At 72.4% G+C, this 15,870-nt stretch carries 16 protein-coding genes and 3 tRNA genes; 6 read left to right on the top strand and 13 right to left on the bottom strand.

The window, feature by feature from the left end:
• Positions 1 to 180: 180 nt before the first annotated feature.
• Complete coding sequence (locus tag A4A78_RS12900; RefSeq protein ID WP_062949937.1) at positions 181 to 1,422, bottom strand: M20 family metallopeptidase; 1,242 nt, start codon at positions 1,420 to 1,422, stop codon at positions 181 to 183.
• An 82-nt stretch (positions 1,423 to 1,504) separates the two neighbouring features.
• A complete protein-coding gene (locus tag A4A78_RS12895) occupies positions 1,505 to 2,689 on the bottom strand; it encodes a mannose-1-phosphate guanylyltransferase (protein ID WP_062949935.1) in 1,185 nt (394 codons plus the stop codon).
• A 264-nt stretch (positions 2,690 to 2,953) separates the two neighbouring features.
• Between A4A78_RS12895 and sdhC the strand changes: the two genes are divergently transcribed.
• From sdhC to A4A78_RS12875, 4 genes are all read left to right on the top strand, one after another.
• Positions 2,954 to 3,331 (top strand): succinate dehydrogenase, cytochrome b556 subunit, encoded by a 378-nt coding sequence (sdhC, locus tag A4A78_RS12890; protein ID WP_010549860.1) that lies wholly within the window; start codon positions 2,954 to 2,956, stop codon positions 3,329 to 3,331.
• Between the two features lie 5 nt (positions 3,332 to 3,336).
• Positions 3,337 to 3,792: a succinate dehydrogenase hydrophobic membrane anchor subunit gene (locus tag A4A78_RS12885; protein WP_010549861.1), complete on the top strand. Its 456-nt coding sequence runs from the start codon at positions 3,337 to 3,339 to the stop codon at positions 3,790 to 3,792.
• An 85-nt stretch (positions 3,793 to 3,877) separates the two neighbouring features.
• Positions 3,878 to 5,653 carry a succinate dehydrogenase flavoprotein subunit gene (sdhA, locus tag A4A78_RS12880; protein ID WP_062949933.1) on the top strand — a complete coding sequence of 592 codons (1,776 nt, stop codon included), beginning with the start codon at positions 3,878 to 3,880 and terminating at the stop codon, positions 5,651 to 5,653.
• On the top strand, positions 5,653 to 6,414 hold the full coding sequence (locus A4A78_RS12875; RefSeq protein ID WP_062949931.1) for a succinate dehydrogenase iron-sulfur subunit: 762 nt from the start codon (positions 5,653 to 5,655) through the stop codon (positions 6,412 to 6,414). Before sdhA ends, A4A78_RS12875 begins: the two co-directional genes overlap by 1 nt.
• A gap of 68 nt (positions 6,415 to 6,482) precedes the next feature.
• Here the strand turns inward: A4A78_RS12875 and A4A78_RS12870 are convergent, their stop codons facing one another.
• The 11 genes from A4A78_RS12870 to A4A78_RS12820 form a co-directional block, all read right to left on the bottom strand.
• Entirely contained in the window at positions 6,483 to 7,349 is an 867-nt protein-coding gene (locus A4A78_RS12870) for an alpha/beta fold hydrolase (RefSeq protein ID WP_062949929.1), read from the bottom strand.
• Between the two features lie 160 nt (positions 7,350 to 7,509).
• Positions 7,510 to 8,331: an exodeoxyribonuclease III gene (locus A4A78_RS12865; RefSeq protein ID WP_062949927.1), complete on the bottom strand. Its 822-nt coding sequence runs from the start codon at positions 8,329 to 8,331 to the stop codon at positions 7,510 to 7,512.
• A 95-nt stretch (positions 8,332 to 8,426) separates the two neighbouring features.
• Complete coding sequence (locus A4A78_RS12860) at positions 8,427 to 9,320, bottom strand: bifunctional methylenetetrahydrofolate dehydrogenase/methenyltetrahydrofolate cyclohydrolase (protein WP_062949925.1); 894 nt, start codon at positions 9,318 to 9,320, stop codon at positions 8,427 to 8,429.
• Between the two features lie 172 nt (positions 9,321 to 9,492).
• A complete protein-coding gene (gene glyA / locus A4A78_RS12855) occupies positions 9,493 to 10,761 on the bottom strand; it encodes a serine hydroxymethyltransferase (RefSeq protein ID WP_062949923.1) in 1,269 nt (422 codons plus the stop codon).
• A gap of 138 nt (positions 10,762 to 10,899) precedes the next feature.
• The gene (locus A4A78_RS12850) at positions 10,900 to 12,027 is read right to left on the bottom strand and encodes a UDP-N-acetylmuramate dehydrogenase (RefSeq protein ID WP_062949921.1); all 1,128 of its coding nucleotides are present in this window, start codon (positions 12,025 to 12,027) and stop codon (positions 10,900 to 10,902) included.
• Positions 12,024 to 12,521: a MaoC/PaaZ C-terminal domain-containing protein gene (locus tag A4A78_RS12845; RefSeq protein ID WP_062949919.1), complete on the bottom strand. Its 498-nt coding sequence runs from the start codon at positions 12,519 to 12,521 to the stop codon at positions 12,024 to 12,026. Before A4A78_RS12845 ends, A4A78_RS12850 begins: the two co-directional genes overlap by 4 nt.
• Before the next feature lie 84 nt (positions 12,522 to 12,605).
• Positions 12,606 to 13,055 carry a MaoC family dehydratase N-terminal domain-containing protein gene (locus A4A78_RS12840; protein WP_062949917.1) on the bottom strand — a complete coding sequence of 150 codons (450 nt, stop codon included), beginning with the start codon at positions 13,053 to 13,055 and terminating at the stop codon, positions 12,606 to 12,608.
• Between the two features lie 168 nt (positions 13,056 to 13,223).
• Positions 13,224 to 13,394 (bottom strand): 50S ribosomal protein L33, encoded by a 171-nt coding sequence (gene rpmG, locus A4A78_RS12835; protein WP_029360274.1) that lies wholly within the window; start codon positions 13,392 to 13,394, stop codon positions 13,224 to 13,226.
• 97 nt (positions 13,395 to 13,491) lie between these two features.
• Positions 13,492 to 13,568: transfer RNA gene (locus A4A78_RS12830), tRNA-Met, on the bottom strand.
• Between the two features lie 54 nt (positions 13,569 to 13,622).
• Positions 13,623 to 13,695, bottom strand: a tRNA-Thr gene (locus A4A78_RS12825).
• 84 nt (positions 13,696 to 13,779) lie between these two features.
• Positions 13,780 to 13,861 (bottom strand) — tRNA-Tyr (locus tag A4A78_RS12820).
• 340 nt (positions 13,862 to 14,201) lie between these two features.
• Here A4A78_RS12820 and A4A78_RS17990 point away from each other — a divergent pair.
• Both A4A78_RS17990 and A4A78_RS12810 read left to right on the top strand, forming a co-directional pair.
• Positions 14,202 to 14,690: a YajQ family cyclic di-GMP-binding protein gene (locus tag A4A78_RS17990; RefSeq protein ID WP_062949915.1), complete on the top strand. Its 489-nt coding sequence runs from the start codon at positions 14,202 to 14,204 to the stop codon at positions 14,688 to 14,690.
• Between the two features lie 180 nt (positions 14,691 to 14,870).
• Positions 14,871 to 15,692, top strand: coding sequence for an SDR family oxidoreductase (locus A4A78_RS12810; protein WP_062949913.1), 822 nt, complete (start codon positions 14,871 to 14,873; stop codon positions 15,690 to 15,692).
• Positions 15,693 to 15,870: the final 178 nt, after the last annotated feature.

The raw sequence follows: 15,870 nt of genomic DNA, 5'->3' as shown, positions 1-15,870 counted from the left end.
GAACCGTTATGAAATCGACGCGGAGGTGTCGCGCCGGTGAACACCGGCGCGGAGGCGGACGGAGCGACGGCGCCCTGCACGCGGCCCGTCCGACGGACTCGGATCAGCCCTCCGGCCGACGGGCTCGGATCGTCCCTCGCCAGGCGGGCCCGGATCGCCCCGACCGCCCGGCCGTCGGGCTCAGACGGTCTGCAGGTCCCGCTGCACGCAGGCGGCGGCGAGCACGCTCGCGCCGATGCCGATCGCGCGCTCGTCGATCATGAGATCGCCCATGTGGAGGTCGTAGGTGCGCCCGCCGGGGGTGCGGGTGCCGAGGCGGGCCAGCGCCCCGGGCACCTTTTCGAGGTACCAGGCGAAGTCCTCGCCGCCGAGGGACTGGGCGGTGGGGTCGAGGTTCTCCCGGCCGAGCACCCCGCGCACCGCGGCGGCGAGCACCTCGACGCTCGCGGGGCTGTTCGAGACCGGCGGCACCCCGCGGTCGTGGGAGACGCGCGCCTCGACGCCCCAGGGACGCACGAGATCGGCCAGGACCTCCTCGAGCAGCTCCTCGGCCCGGTCCCAGGCCTCGTGGTCCAGGCAGCGCAGGGTGCCCTCGAGGGTGCCCGCGCTCGGGATCGCGTTGAAGGCGGAGCCGGCGTGGATCGAGCCCCAGGTGAGGTTCACGCCGGAACGCGGGTCCATGCGCCGGGTCAGCGCGGCCGGCAGCTGCGTCGCGATCGAGCCGAGCGCGTAGACGAGGTCCTGGGTGAGATGGGGGCGGGAGGTGTGGCCGCCCGCGCCGCGCACCTGGATCCGCACCGGATCGGTGGCCGAGGTGATCGGGCCGGACTTCAGGCCCACGTGGCCGACGTCGACCCCGGGGTCGCAGTGCAGGGCGATGATCGAGTCGACGCCGTCCAGGACGTCCTGCCCGATCAGCTCGAGCGCACCGCAGGGGTGCATCTCCTCGGCGGGCTGGAACACCAGGCGCACGCCGCGGCGCAGCGCGCCCTCCTCCGCCACCCGCACCAGCGCGGTCGCCGCGCCGAGCACGGCGCTCATGTGCACGTCGTGGCCGCAGGCGTGGGAGACGCCCTCGACGGCGGAGCGGTAGGGGACGGTGCTGAGCTCGGGGATGCCGAGCGCGTCCATGTCCGCCCGCAGCCCCATCAGCTCCAGCGACGGGTCTGCGCCGGGGATGTCGCAGATCAGGCCGGTGGCGGCCATCCGCTTCGGCGCGAGCCCGAGGGCGGTGAGCTGCTCGGCGACGTAGGCGGTGGTGGCGTGCTCCTGGTGGGAGAGCTCGGGATGGCGGTGGAGGTGACGGCGCACCTCGCGCAGGGCGTCGCCGTGCTCGGCGACGGTGCGGGCGATCAGCCCCTCCGGTCCGAGCATCGCCCGCTGCTGCGAGGTCCCGACCAGCGTCTGCTGCGACTGCTCCACGCGTCCGCTCCTGTCCTGTCCTGTCCTCGACCGCCCTGTCCGCCGTGCGCTTCCCACGGCGCCGCGGGGCAGGCGGTGCGGGTCAGCGCAGCCGGCCCAGCCCCTGCTCGTCGAGCCGGCCGACGAGCTGCTGGAGGGCCTGCGCCTTCTCGTCGGCGAGGACCAGCAGCGCGTCCTCGGTGTCGACGATGCTGATGCCCTCGAGCCCGACCAGGGCGATGTGGCGATCCGTGGAACCGTACACCGTGGCCCGGGAGGAGAGGGCATCGACGCTCGCGCTTCCCACCACATGGACCTCGGTGTCGTCCTCGCCGCGGCGCACCTCGCCGTCACGGTCGCGGAGCTGGCGGGCGAGCGCCGCGAAGTCGCCGACGTCGTCCCAGTCGAACTCCGCCGGGACCACGGCGACCCTCCCCTGCGCGGCGAGCGGCTCGGCCAGGGCGTGGTCGATCGCGATCGCGGTCATCGTGGGCCAGACGCGCTCGAGCACCTCCTGCTCCTCGGCGGTGCCGTGCGCGGCCGCGATCTCGCGCGCGCCCGCGGCGAGGCCGGGGATCTGGACGGCGAGCTCGTCGAGCAGCACCGAAGCGCGCACCACGAACATGCCGGCGTTCCAGCGCAGGCCCGCGGCGACGAAGGCCTCGGCCCGCTCGCGGTCGGGCTTCTCGACGAAGCGGACGACGGGCTCGGCGCCGACGGCGCGCAGGCGCGCGGTGAGCGCGGCGTCGGTCTCCCCGCCGGCGGCTGCGACGAGCGTCCCGTCGGCTGTCCCGTCGGCCGCCCCATCGGCCGCGGACTCGATGTAGCCGAAGCCGGTCGACGGCGAGGTGGGGGCGATGCCGAGGGTGACGAGGAGGCCGAGCTCGGCGGCGGCCCGCGCGGAGGTGACGGCGCGGGCGAAGGCGGCCTCGTCCTCGATCAGGTGGTCGGCGGCGAAGGAGCCGATCACGGCGTCCGGCGACTCGCGCTCCACCTGCGCGGCCGCGAGCGCGATCGCGGGCATGGAGTTGCGGGCCGAGGGCTCTGCGAGGAGGCGCACGTCCTCGTCGAGCTGCTCGCGCACCGCTGCGACGTGGGCGCGGCCCGTGACGACGATCGGGGGCCGGTCCGCGAGGGGCGCGAGGCGGTCGAGGGTGAGCTGGAGAAGGGAGCGGCCCTGCCCGGTGAGGTCCAGCAGGAACTTGGGTCGGGCGCGACGTGAGAGCGGCCACAGTCTGGTGCCGGAGCCTCCGGCGGGCACCACGGGGACGAAGGGGGCTTCAGGCATGAAGCCAGCGTATCCAGCCTTCGACGGGCCCCTGGGGACCGTCCGCCGACGCGGCCGGGACGGGCCCGCCCGCCTCCTGCCTGGTGCTACGCTGAACCTGCCCCTGTCGGGGGCGATGATGATGTCGCCGTGTCGCGAAACGGCCGCCCGAGGGCGCCGAGCGCTGCAACGGCCGCGGGGACCTCGGTCCCCGGGGTCCCGCGCCGCGCGCCGCGGAGCACCGTCGAGCTCCCGGCGACATACCGACGCTTCTGGAGGAACTCCGTGGCTTCCGCCCAATCCGGGACGCTCTATCGCGGACGCGAGGGCATGTGGTCCTGGGTCGCCCACCGCATCTCAGGAATGGCGATCTTCCTGTTCCTGCTCGTGCACGTCCTGGACACCGCGCTCGTGCGCGTCTCGCCCGAGGCGTACAACGAGGTCATCGGCCACTACAAGACCGTCGTCTTCGGCCTCGGCGAGGTCGGCCTGGTCGGCGCCGTGCTCTTCCACGCGCTCAACGGCCTGCGCATCATCCTCGTGGACTTCTGGTCCAAGGGGACCGTGCACCAGCGCAAGCTCTTCTGGGGCGTCGTGATCGTGTGGGCCGTCCTGATGGCCGGCTTCCTCCCCCGCCACCTCATGCACATGTTCGGAGCGTGATCCCCATGTCGACCTCCACCACCTCGATCCCGGATCCCTCCACCCGCTACCGCCGCACCGGGCAGCGCGGCCTGAACGCCGAGATGCTCTCGTGGATGTTCATGCGCGGCTCCGGCGCGCTGCTGGTCATCCTCGTCTTCGGCCACCTCTTCGTGAACCTGTGGCTCGGCGACGGCGTCAAGGGCATCGACTTCGCCTTCGTCGGCGGCAAGTGGTCCTCCCCCTTCTGGCAGGTCTGGGACCTGCTGATGCTGTGGCTGGGCCTCATCCACGGCGGCAACGGCGTGCGCACGATCATCAACGACTACGCCCGCGGCGACCGCACCCGCATGGTCCTGAAGGCCCTGCTGTACTTCGCGGTCGTCGTCACGATCGTGCTGGGCACCCTGGTGATCTTCACCTTCGATCCCTGCCCCGTCGGCGCCGAGCCGAGCCTGCTGCCCTCCTTCTGCGAGGGCTGACGCCCCCGGGGCGGCCGGACCCCCGGCCGCCCCTCCTCTTCCTCACGCACTTCACGGTCTTCCCGGAACGGAGCAGTCACCCGACATGCAGACCCATAACTACGACGTGGTGATCGTCGGCGCCGGCGGCGCCGGGATGCGCGCGGCGCTGGAGTCCTCCAAGCGCGCCCGCACCGCGGTCGTCACCAAGCTCTATCCCACGCGCTCCCACACCGGCGCGGCGCAGGGCGGCATGTGCGCGGCCCTCGCCAACGTCGAGGAGGACAACTGGGAGTGGCACACCTACGACACCGTCAAGGGCGGCGACTACCTGGTGGACCAGGACGCCGCCGAGGTGATGGCCAAGGAGGCCATCGACGCGGTGCTCGACCTGGAGAAGATGGGCCTGCCCTTCAACCGCACCCCCGAGGGACGCATCGACCAGCGCCGCTTCGGCGGGCACACCCGTGAGCACGGCGAGGCGCCCGTGCGCCGCGCCTGCTACGCCGCGGACCGCACCGGCCACATGATCCTCCAGACCCTTTACCAGAACTGCGTGAAGCAGCAGGTGGAGTTCTTCAACGAGTACTACGTGCTCGACGTGCTGATGACCGGCGATCCCCGCTCCGACGAGGGAGTGCGCGCCTCCGGCGTGGTCACCTACGAGCTCGCCACCGGCGAGATCCACGTCTTCCGCGCGAAGTCGGTCGTGTTCGCCTCCGGCGGCTTCGGCAAGATCTTCAAGACCACCTCGAACGCCCACACCCTCACCGGCGACGGCCCCGCAATGGCGTTCCGCCGCGGCATCCCGCTGGAGGACATGGAGTTCTTCCAGTTCCACCCGACGGGCCTGGCAGGCCTCGGCATCCTGCTGTCGGAGGCGGCGCGCGGCGAGGGCGGCATCCTGCGCAACAGCGAGATGGAGCGCTTCATGGAGCGCTACGCCCCGACGCTGAAGGACCTCGCCCCCCGTGACGTGGTCGCCCGCGCGATGGCGAACGAGGTGCGCGAGGGCCGCGGCGCCGGCCCGAACAAGGACTACGTCTACCTCGACCTCACCCACCTCGAGCCCGCGCACATCGACGCGAAGCTCCCGGACATCACCGAGTTCGCGCGCACCTACCTGGGCGTGGAGCCGTACACCGAGCCGGTGCCGGTCTTCCCGACCGCGCACTACGGCATGGGCGGCATCCCCACGAACATCCGCGGCGAGGTCCTCGCCAACGCGACCGACGTGATCCCCGGCCTGTACGCCGCCGGCGAGACCGCGTGCGTGTCCGTGCACGGCGGCAACCGCCTGGGCACCAACTCGCTGCTGGACATCAACGTCTTCGGGCGCCGCGCCGGCATCGCCGCCGCGGAGCACGCCGCGGAGGTCGACCTGCCCGAGCTTACCGAGGGCGTGGAGACCCCCACCGTCGAGCTGCTCGAGCGCCTGCGCGACCGGCCCGCGACCGAGGACCGCATCGCGAACATCCGCACCGACCTGCAGGAGCTGATGGACGCCAACGTCCAGGTGTTCCGCACCGAGGAGACCTGCCGCACCGCGCTGGCCGGCATCAAGGACCTCAAGAAGCGCTACGAGACGGTCGCGATCCAGGACAAGGGCCGCCGCTACAACCTCGACCTGATGGAGGCCGTGGAGCTCGGCTTCCTGCTGGACCTGGCCGAGATCGTGGCGCTCGGCGCGCTGAACCGCAAGGAGTCCCGCGGCGGCCACTTCCGCGAGGACTTCGAGAAGCGCGACGACGTCAACTACCTCGAGCACACCATGGCCTACCGCACCCTGCCGGGTGAGGAGGGCGTCGAGGGCACCCCGATCCGTCTGGGCACCAAGCCCGTCGTGATCACCCGCTACGAGCCGAAGGAGCGCACGTTCTGATGACTGCCGTCGCCGAGAAGCCCCAGGCCGAGTCCGATGCCGGTGCGGTCCCCTCGTTCGAGGTGACGCTGCGCATCGCACGCTTCACCCCGGAGAACGACAAGGGCGTCCACTGGGAGGACTTCACCGTCACGATGCATGGCACCGACCGTGTGCTCGACGCCCTGCACGAGATCAAGTGGCACGTGGACGGCTCGCTGACCTTCCGCCGCTCCTGCGCCCACGGCGTCTGCGGCTCGGACGCGATGCGGATCAACGGCCGCAACCGTCTGGCCTGCAAGACGCTCCTGAAGGACCTCGACATCTCGAAGCCGATCACGGTCGAGCCGATCAAGGGCCTGCCGGTGGAGAAGGACCTCATCGTGGACATGGAGCCGTTCTTCGACTCCTACAAGGAGGTCATGCCGTTCCTGGTCGCGGGCGGTCAGGAGCCCAGCCGCGAGCGCCTGCAGTCCGCGGAGCAGCGCGAGCGCTTCGACGACACCACCAAGTGCATCCTCTGCGCCGCGTGCACCTCGTCCTGCCCCGTGTTCTGGACCGACGGGCAGTACTTCGGCCCGGCCGCGATCGTGAACGCGCACCGCTTCATCTTCGACTCGCGCGACGACGCGGGCGAGCAGCGCCTGGAGATCCTGAACTCCAAGGAGGGCGTGTGGCGCTGCCGCACCACCTTCAACTGCACCGAGGCGTGCCCGCGCGGCATCCAGGTGACCAAGGCGATCGCGGAGGTGAAGCAGGCCGTGATCCGCGGCCGCGTCTGATCCCGCGCTCAGCACGACGACAGGGCTCCTCCGCCGCGGCGGAGGGGCCCCTGTCGTCGTCGGTGCGGTCAGCCGCGGGCGGCTAGGACCTCGCGCAGCCGGGCGGCGAAGGCGGCGGGGTCGCCCGGATGGGACGGGTCGCCGACGGCGAAGCCGCCGTGGTCGCCCGGGAAGACGAGAGGCTCGGTGCCGAGCGCCTCGGCGAGGGCGCGCGTCGTGCGGGCGGTGATCGCCTCCCCCGTCTGCTCCCCCACGGCGAGGACCAGACGGTCCCCCGCGGCGCGCAGCGCCTCGAGGTCCGGCTGATAGGAGGTCACGGGCGCGCTCGTCCCGCACAGCAGCGGGTCCTCCCGTGTGCCGTCGTCCTGATCGGGCAGGCCGAACCGGGCGGGATCGGGCAGGGGCTGGGCGAGGAACTCCTCGGTGAACTCGCCCTGCCACATGCTCATGGCGAGGAAGGCGGCAAGCCCCGCGCCCCAGCCGCGCTCCTGGTAGGCACGGCCGACGGCGTCGTTCGCGCGCTCGGCGAACTCCGCATCGGGCAGGACGCCCGTGACGGGAGGTTCATGGGCGACGACCCGGCTGATGTCCTCGGGATGCGCCGTGAGCAGGGCGAGCACGGCGACGGCGCCGCCGCTGCTGGCGAACATCTGCACCGGCGCGCCGAGATCGGTGATCAGGGCGTGGAGGTCCTCCGCCTGCAGGGACGGGTCGTTCAGGGTGCTGCCGTCGCTGCGGGTGCTGCGGCCGAGCCCGCGCGGGTCGTAGGCGACGACGGTGCGGTCCGGGAGCTCGGCGATCAGGTCGGCGAAGCCGTCGGCGGTCATGGGCTGGCCGATGACCAGCAGCACCTCTCTGCCGTCGGCCGGGGGCAGCGGGCCGTGCACCTCATGGACGATCTCGGCGTCGGGCAGGGACAGGGTGCGGGCCTCCATGGGCACAGCGTAGGACCGTGCCCGGACGAGGAGAAGGGCGATCGGCGACAGGTTCGGCCCGCGGTCCGCGGTCCCGCCCGCGCCTGCGCACGGTCACGAGCGCTGGGCGGCCCGGGTGCCGTCGGCCGGGAGAGCCGCGCCGACGGTGCCCGGTGCGGGCTCAGGAGTAGGTGACCACCAGCGGTGCGTGGTCGGACCAGCGGGTGTCGTAGCTGGGGGCTCGATCGACCTGGGCCGCGGTCGCCTTCTCGCCGAGCGCCGGGGTGGTCAGCTGGTAGTCGATGCGCCAGCCGGAGTCGTTGTCGAAGGCCTTTCCCCGCTGGGACCACCAGGTGTACGGGCCGGGCACGTCGCCGGCGAGGCGGCGCTGGACGTCCACCCAGTCGCCCTCGACCAGCAGGCGGTCGAGATAGGCGCGCTCCTCGGGCAGGAAGCCGGCGGACTTCAGGTTGCCCTTCCAGTTCTTGATGTCGTTGTTGGCGTGGGCGATGTTGAGGTCGCCGGTGAGGACCACGTGACGGCCGTCGGCGCGCAGCGCGTCCAGACGCTCCATCGCCACGTCGAGGAAGGCGTACTTGTCGATCATCGTCTGCGGCTTCTCGGTGTTGCCGGAGTGCATGTAGCAGGAGATGACGGTGAGGCCGGTGTCGTCGCCGAGCGGGTCCTCGAGGTCGGCCTCGAGCCAGCGGCCGGTGTGGGTGGGCTCGGTCAGGCCCGGCAGGCCGCGGCGGACGCCCTCGAGGTCGATGCTCTCCAGCGAGGTGCGGGCGGCGATCGCGACGCCGTTGCGGCCCTTGAGCTCGGAGGCCTCGCCGACGATGGTCCAGTCCTCCCCCACCAGATCGGCGAGCAGCTCCTCCGGCGCCCGCACCTCCTGCAGGGTGATGACGTCGGCCGCGGTGGTCGCGAGCCAGTCGGCCATGCCCTTGCGGGCCGCGGCCCGCAGGCCGTTGACGTTGACGGTGGCGAGGGTGAAAGTCATGCCCACCAGTATGTCAGCGGGGCCGGACGGCCGCGACGCGGGCGGCGGGGCGGGCGTCCCTGCCCGCCCCACCGGGGTGTCAGGACTCCGGGGCCTCAGGCCTCGATGCCGGCGGCGTGCTCGGCCGCCTCGACGACGTTGTTGACCAGCAGCGCGCGCGTCATGGGGCCGACGCCGCCGGGGTTGGGGCTGATCCACGAGGCGACCTCGGCGACGGCCGGGTCGACGTCGCCCACGAGCTTCGCCTTCCCGCCCTCGGGGTCCTCCTGGCGGGAGACGCCGACGTCGAGCACGATCGCGCCGGGCTTGACGTCCTCGGGCCGGACCAGGTGGGCGACTCCCGCGGCGGCGACGATCACGTCGGCGCGGCGCAGGTGCGCGGGGAGGTCCGTCGTGCCGGTGTGGGTGAGGGTGACGGTCGCGTTGATGGAGCGGCGGGTCATCAGCGCGCCGATCGAGCGGCCGACGGTGACGCCGCGGCCGATCACGACCACGTCCTTGCCCTTGAGGTCGAGGTCGTGCCGCATGAGCAGCTCGATCACGGCCCGGGGCGTGCAGGGCAGCGGCGTATTGATCGGCGAGTAGGCGTTCAGGACCAGGCGGCCGAGGTTCGTGGGGTGGAGGCCGTCGGCGTCCTTGGCCGGGTCGATCCGCTCGAGGATCGCATCGGTGTCGAGGTGCTTCGGCAGCGGCAGCTGGACGATGTAGCCGGTGCAGGCGGGGTCGGCGTTGAGCTCGTCGACGACCGCCTCGACCTCCTCCTGGGTGGCGTCGGCCGGGAGGTGCTTCTGGATCGAGTTCAGGCCGATCTGCTCGCTGTCGCGGTGCTTGCCGCGTACGTAGGCGGCGCTGCCCGGGTCGTCGCCGACCAGCACGGTCGCGAGACCGGGACGCGGGTGACCGGCGTCGACCAGGCGGGTGACGCGCTCGGCGAGCTCCTGCTTGATCGCCTTCGCGGTGGCCTTGCCGTCGAGGATCTGGGCGGTCATGACGCTCTCCTTCGATGAGGGGTCTCGGTGAGGTGGTCGGTGGGGTGTGCCCGGGAGGTCCGCCCAAGGGACCGGTGCCCTGGTCTAGGGCGGTCCCGCCCCGAGCACCGGCGGGCCGATGCGGGACGGGCGGGGTCCGGGCACCGCGGCCTCCGGACCCCGCCCGCGGGGATCAGGACTGCTGCAGCTCGGGGTAGAGCGGCTTGGAATCGGCGAGCTTCGCGGTGCGGGCCCTGAGCGACTCGACGTCGGCCCCGCCGGTCAGCGCCAGCGCGATCACGTCGGCGACCTCGGTGAACTCCGCCGCGCCGAAGCCGCGGGTGGCGAGCGCCGGGGTGCCGATGCGCAGGCCCGAGGTGACCCGCGGCGGGCGCGGGTCGTTGGGGACCGCGTTGCGGTTCACGGTGATGCCGGCCTCGTGCAGGCGGTCCTCCGCCTGCTGGCCGTCCAGCTCGGAGTCGACGAGGTCCACGAGCACCAGGTGCACGTCGGTGCCGCCGGAGATGACCTTGACGCCCGCCGCCTTGGTGTCCTCCTGCTGGAGGCGGTCGGCGAGGATCTGCGCACCCTCTAGGGTGCGGGCCTGGCGGTCCTTGAAGTCCTCCGAGGCGGCGATCTTCAGTGCCACGGCCTTCGCGGCGACGACGTGCATGAGCGGGCCGCCCTGCTGGCCGGGGAACACGGCCGAGTCGATCTTCTTCGCCCACTTCTCCTTGCACAGGATCATGCCGGAGCGGGGGCCGCCGATGGTCTTGTGGATGGTGGTGGAGACGACGTCCGCGTAGGGGACGGGGCTGGGGTGCAGGCCCGCGGCGACGAGGCCCGCGAAGTGCGCCATGTCGACCCACAGCGCGGCCCCGACCTCGTCGGCGATCTCGCGGAAGCGGGGGAAGTCGAGCTGGCGGGTGTAGGCGGACCAGCCGGCGACGATGACCTTGGGCTGCTCGGCGATCGCGAGCTCGCGCACCTTGTCCATGTCGATCAGGCCCGTGCCCGGCTCGGTCTCGTACGCGACGATGTCGTAGAGACGGCCGGAGAAGTTGATCTTCATGCCGTGGGTGAGGTGGCCGCCGTGGGCGAGGGAGAGGCCCATGAGCTTGTCGCCCGGGCGGGCGAGGGCGTGCATCACCGCGGCGTTCGCGGTCGCGCCCGAGTGCGGCTGGACGTTCGCGTGCTCGGCGCCGAACAGGGCCTTCGCGCGGTCGATCGCGATCTGCTCCGCGACGTCGACCTCCTCGCAGCCTCCGTAGTAGCGCTTGCCGGGGTAGCCCTCGGCGTACTTGTTGGTCAGGACCGAGCCCTGTACCTGCAGGACCGAGCGGGGAACGAAGTTCTCCGACGCGATCATCTCGAGCGTGCCCTGCTGTCGGGCCAGCTCGCGGTCGAGCACCTGGGCGATCTCGGGATCGATGTCGGCGACAGACTTGTCGAGGACGTTCACGTGGCCTCCTGTGGCGGTGTGAGGGGGCGGCGAGCAGCCGTCCCGTCATTCTAGGCCGGGGACGGCTGTGGAGGACGTCGCATCCAGGGATCGGCGCCCGCCCGCCACGGGACGGGTGCCGGGGCATGTCCTCCCAGGTCAGAGGGCGAGGCCGAGGCGCACCGGTTCCGGTTCGAGACGGATCCCGTAGCGGTCCTCCACGCGCGACTGGACGTCGTGGGCGAGGGCGACGAGGTCCTCGCTGGAGGCGCCGCCGCGGTTGGTCAGCGCGAGGGAGTGCTTGGTGGAGACGGAGGCCCGCTCCCCCACCGCATGGCCGCGCTCGATCCCGGAGTGGCTGATGAGCCAGGCGGCGCTGGTCTTGACCCTGCCCCCGCCCGCGTCGTAGCGCGGCGCCTGCTCGGGCAGGGCCGCGGCGTCCGCCGCGGAGAGGATCGGGTTGGTGAAGAAGGAGCCGGCGCTCCAGGTGTCGTGGTCGGCGGCGTCCAGGACCATGCCCTTGCTGCCGCGCACGCGCAGCACCGCCTCGCGCACCTGGCTCATCGGCACCCGGTCCCCCACCTGGACGCCGAGCTCCGCGGCGAGCTGGGCGTAGCGGATCGGGGCGGAGAGGGAGCCGAGGGTGTGCTGGAAGGTCACCGACAGCACCACGTAGCGGCCGGTCGCCGAGGGGACGGGCCCGCTGTACCGGGTGCGCTTGAAGACGCTGTCGCGATAGGCGAAGTCGCAGTCGGCGGCGAAGAAGGTGCGCACGGCCCCCTTCTCGCGGTCCCAGGTGCGCACGCGGGAGATCGTCGAGGCGACCTCCTGGCCGTAGGCGCCGACGTTCTGGATCGGGGTGGCGCCGACGGTGCCGGGGATGCCGGAGAGCGCCTCGATGCCGACCATCTCGCGGGCGATCGCGTAGCGCACGGCCCGGTCCCAGTTCACGCCCGCGAAGTACTCGACGATCGCCCCGCCGCAGGTGGGGTCCAGCGGGGTGAGATCGGCCGGGTCCACGGGGATCCCGTCGGGCTCGCCGGAGGCGCCGACCTCGCAGGTCGCGTCCAGCAGCGGCGGGTCCTCGGGATCGCGCAGCAGCACGACGGTGCCCTCGAAGGGCTCGTCGGAGGCGACGAGGTTCGAGCCGCCGCCGAGGACGAGCAGCGGCTCCCCTGCCTCGTCCGCGGCGGAGACCGCGGCGATCACCTCGTCGGCCGTGCGGGCCTCGACGAGGTTCCGGATCTCCCCGCCGATGCGGAGGGTGGTCAGGTCGGCGAGCCTCATGCCGCTCCTGCCGCGTCGGTCCCGACCTCGGCGTCCTGCGTGAGGCGCGGCAGCGCGAGGGTCGCGCGGGCCCGCCCCAGCACCTTCTCCCCGTCGACGACGGCGGCGAGGTCGACGCGTGCGGTGCCCGCGGACTCGTCGATCGCGCCGACGGTCGCGACGACCTCGAGCGCGACCTCGCCGGTGGCCGGCACGGGCACCATGCCGGTGAAGCGGGTGGAGTAGGCGGTGACCAGGGTCGGGTCGCCGACGGCCTCGAGCAGGCCGGTGATGGCCGTGCCCATGGTGAGCATGCCGTGGGCGATCACGCCGGGCAGCCCGGCCTGCTCGGCGACGGCGTCGTTGTAGTGGATCGGGTTGAAGTCGCCGGAGGCGCCGGCGTAGCGGACCAGCGCATCGCGGTCGAGGGTGTGGACGGTGCGGGAGAGCTCGTCGCCGACGGACAGGGCGGCGAGGTCGATCGGGCGGGCGTCGGGGGTGGGGCTGGTGGTCATCGGTGCTCCTGGTGTGGCGTCTGCGGCGGGGCCGCGAGGTGCGTGGGCGACGGCGTCGGGTCGCCGCGGGGCGAGGCGGCGGGCTCAGTCCCCGCGCACGACGAGCATGCTGCGCACGGCGGCGACCTCGGCGCCGTCCTCGTCGGCGAGGTCGACGCGGGTGGTGACCATGGCGTGGCCTCCGGCGGCGCGGACCGACTCGACGGTGAGGGTCGGCACGAGGCGGTCGCCGGCGATGACGGGACGGTGCAGGGTGAAGGACTCCTCGCCGTGGACCACGCGGGAGAAGTCGATGCCGGCGGCGGGGTCCTCGACGTACTGCGCCTCGGTGGCCTGGGCGAGGGAGACCAGGAACGTGGGCGGCGCCACGACGTCGGCGTGCCCGGCGGCGCGGGCGGCCTCGGGATCGGTGTGCAGCGGGGAGGGTGCGCCGGTGGCTCGGGCGAACTCGACGATCTTCGCGGCCGAGACGGTGTGCACGGGGCCCGCCGGGTAGGTGCGGCCGGCGAAGGCGGGATCGGGGCTGGTGGTCACTGTGTCTCCCGAGGTCGGGTCGGCGGAGGGCCGACGGATGCGGTCCCCACGATCATCTCACCGCCTCCGCTCCCCTGCGGTGCGGCCGGCGCGAGGCACGGGGGCCGGACATGACGAAGGCCACCCGGCGGTGCCGGGTGGCCTTCGTGGATGCTGCGGCGGGACCGCTCAGCGGGTCTCGCGGTGCGCCGTCTGCTTGCCGCAGGTCGGGCAGAACTTCGAGAGCTCCAGCCGATCCGGGGTGTTGCGACGGTTCTTCTTGGTGATGTAGTTGCGCGCCTTGCAGTCGACACACGCCATGGTGATCTTGGGACGCACGTCAGAGCTCTTGCTCGCCACGGTTCGCCTCTTTCGTCCGGGTGACGCACCCGGCGGTGCGCCTCGTGGGTCCCCGTGCTCGGGGGATGTGGAATCTGCACTCCGGTGGGGACCGGTGTGGTACCGAGGGCGGGGATCGAACCCGCGACCTCACGATTATGAGTCGTGCGCTCTAACCGTCTGAGCTACCCCGGCGTGACCGATGAAACGGCCCGATCTCGAATGAGACCGGGCCGCCGCATCCATCAGAGCCCTGAAAGGGAATCGAACCCTTGACCTTCTCCTTACCATGGAGACGCTCTGCCGACTGAGCTATCAGGGCAACCCGGTGAACCTTACCCGCCTCACTGCCCAGAGGCAATTCGAGGGGCGGTCCCCGTGCTTCGGATCACAGGGATCCTCCGCGTGGCAGATGAGGGATTCGAACCCCCGTAGGCAATGCCAGCTGATTTACAGTCAGCTCCCTTTGGCCGCTCGGGTAATCTGCCGCGACCCTCTCCCGCCACCCGCCGGGCTCTCGTCCCGCGGCCGCCGGAAGCGGACTCGAAACAGCATAGCGGGGTCCTGGCCGCGGCGCGAACCCAGAAGGGGCTCTCGGGGCATGAGAGGCGTCACAGCCGTCCCGCCGCTGGTGACGCCCCCGTTCAGCCGAGCCCGAGACGTCCGCCGAGCAGCCCCCGCGATCCGGACGGGCTCGCCCCCGGCGTCCGCTCGGACCGGCCCGCGACCCCGGGGGCGCGCTCCGTGCCCGGCCGTGGGACGATCACTGGACAGACCCGCCCGTTCGACGTGGTGGCGGCCCGCGCGGGCCGCCCGGAGGAGGACCCGATGGCCGATTCATCGTTCGACATCGTCAGCAAGCTCGACCGCCAGGAGGTCGACAACGCCGTGAACCAGGCCGTGAAGGAGGTCGGCCAGCGCTACGACTTCCGCAACACCGACGCCTCGATCACCCTCGGCGGCGACGAGATCGTGATGACCGCCAACGCCGAGGAGCGCGTTCTCGCGGTGCTGGACGTGCTCCAGTCCAAGCTGATCCGCCGCGGGATCTCGCTCAAGGCCCTCGACGTGGGCGAGCCCAAGCAGTCCGGCAAGGAGGTGCGCCTGGTGGCCTCGCTCAAGGAGGGCATCAGCACCGACGAGGCGAAGAAGATCGCCAAGATCATCCGGGACGAGGGCCCCAAGGGCGTCAAGGCCCAGATCCAGGGGGACGAGCTGCGCGTCTCCTCCAAGAGCCGCGACGACCTCCAGTCCGTCATCGCCCTGCTCAAGGGCAAGGACCTCGAGGTCGCGCTGCAGTTCATCAACTACCGCTGACCTCCGGGCGCCCAGCTGTCGCTGGGCCCCGCTTCGCCGCCCCCGCTCCCGCGCCGTCGGGACGGGGGTGCGTCGCGTCCAGGCACTGGCAGTTCCTCCCTCCCCCGCACCGCTCTGGATATGTTCGGATCTCCGCGCGCGGATGCTGCGCGGCGCGGATCCGTCGAGGGAAGGCGAGCGATGACCAGCGGCACGATCCTGGTGATCGGGGCGACCGGAGGGGTCGGTCGCCACGTGGTGAGGCGGGCCGTCGAGGCAGGACTGCACCCGCGGGCCCTCGTGCGCAGCACGGAGCGGGCCACCCGGCTGCTTCCCGTGGAGACGGAGCTGGTGGCCGGCGAGGCGACGAGGCCCGCGGACATGGCGCGCGCTCTCGAGGGAGCGGGCGGGGTGATCCTCGTCCACGGCTCGCACGGCGCCCCGGGCGAGGCGGAGGCGGTGGACTACGGGATCGTCCGCGTGCTCGTCGAGAGCGTCCTCGCCTCCGGGCACCCGGTGCGGGTGACCCTCATGTCGGCGCTCGGTGTGACGGTGCACGACTCCTCGCACGACCGCGTCACGGGTCTGGCCACCTGGAGGCATCGCGCGGAGCGCCTGCTGCGCGTCAGCGGTCTGCCGTGCACGATCGTGCGTCCGGGCTGGTTCGACTACGAGGCGCAGGACGAGCACCGGCTCGTCGCCCGCCAGGGCGATGGTCGGCGCGGCGGCTCCCCGGCCGACGGCGCGATCTCCCGCGAGCAGCTCGCCCGGGTACTGCTCGCGGCCCACACGTCGGCCGACGCGATCGGCCTGACCCTCGAGGTGGTCGCCGAGCGCGGCCCGGAGCAGTCGCAGCTGGACTCGCTCTTCGCCGGGCTCCGCACCGACGTCCCCGGGGAGGTCGACGGCGCTCTCGACCCGGACACCCTGCCGCTCGGCGCCGAGCCGGACCGGGTGCTCGAGGATCTGCGTCGCATCGCGGCCACAGCGGGCGCGCGCGAGGCCGGCACGGTCACGGCCTGAGTCGCGGGACGGAGCACGTGCCCGCCGGATGGTCCCGGGCATGGCGAAGGCCCCGCCCCCACCGATGACGGGGGGACGGGGCCTTCGCGACGAAGAACCGCTCAGCTCACTGCTGGTTCGAGGTGGTGTCCTGCTCCTCGGCGTGCTGCGTCAGCTCATCACCCTTGGTCGAGAACGC

This window comes from Brachybacterium sp. sponge (assembly GCF_001613775.1).
In the GTDB taxonomy this organism is placed as follows: domain Bacteria; phylum Actinomycetota; class Actinomycetes; order Actinomycetales; family Dermabacteraceae; genus Brachybacterium; species Brachybacterium conglomeratum.
The sequence above is the reverse complement of the archived record's forward strand: the minus strand, read 5'-3'. Positions and strand labels throughout refer to the sequence as shown.

Excerpts from the sequence above, each read along its gene's own strand:
- A4A78_RS12810 (WP_062949913.1), top strand. The coding sequence starts at position 14,871 with ATGACCAGCGGCACGATCCTGGTGATCGGGGCGACCGGAGGGGTCGGT.
- A4A78_RS12895 (WP_062949935.1), bottom strand. The coding sequence starts at position 2,689 with ATGCCTGAAGCCCCCTTCGTCCCCGTGGTGCCCGCCGGAGGCTCCGGC.
- sdhA (WP_062949933.1), top strand. The coding sequence starts at position 3,878 with ATGCAGACCCATAACTACGACGTGGTGATCGTCGGCGCCGGCGGCGCC.
- A4A78_RS12860 (WP_062949925.1), bottom strand. The coding sequence starts at position 9,320 with ATGACCGCCCAGATCCTCGACGGCAAGGCCACCGCGAAGGCGATCAAG.
- A4A78_RS12850 (WP_062949921.1), bottom strand. The coding sequence starts at position 12,027 with ATGAGGCTCGCCGACCTGACCACCCTCCGCATCGGCGGGGAGATCCGG.
- A4A78_RS12865 (WP_062949927.1), bottom strand. The coding sequence starts at position 8,331 with ATGACTTTCACCCTCGCCACCGTCAACGTCAACGGCCTGCGGGCCGCG.
- A4A78_RS17990 (WP_062949915.1), top strand. The coding sequence starts at position 14,202 with ATGGCCGATTCATCGTTCGACATCGTCAGCAAGCTCGACCGCCAGGAG.
- A4A78_RS12845 (WP_062949919.1), bottom strand. The coding sequence starts at position 12,521 with ATGACCACCAGCCCCACCCCCGACGCCCGCCCGATCGACCTCGCCGCC.
- A4A78_RS12870 (WP_062949929.1), bottom strand. The coding sequence starts at position 7,349 with ATGGAGGCCCGCACCCTGTCCCTGCCCGACGCCGAGATCGTCCATGAG.
- A4A78_RS12885 (WP_010549861.1), top strand. The coding sequence starts at position 3,337 with ATGTCGACCTCCACCACCTCGATCCCGGATCCCTCCACCCGCTACCGC.
- A4A78_RS12875 (WP_062949931.1), top strand. The coding sequence starts at position 5,653 with ATGACTGCCGTCGCCGAGAAGCCCCAGGCCGAGTCCGATGCCGGTGCG.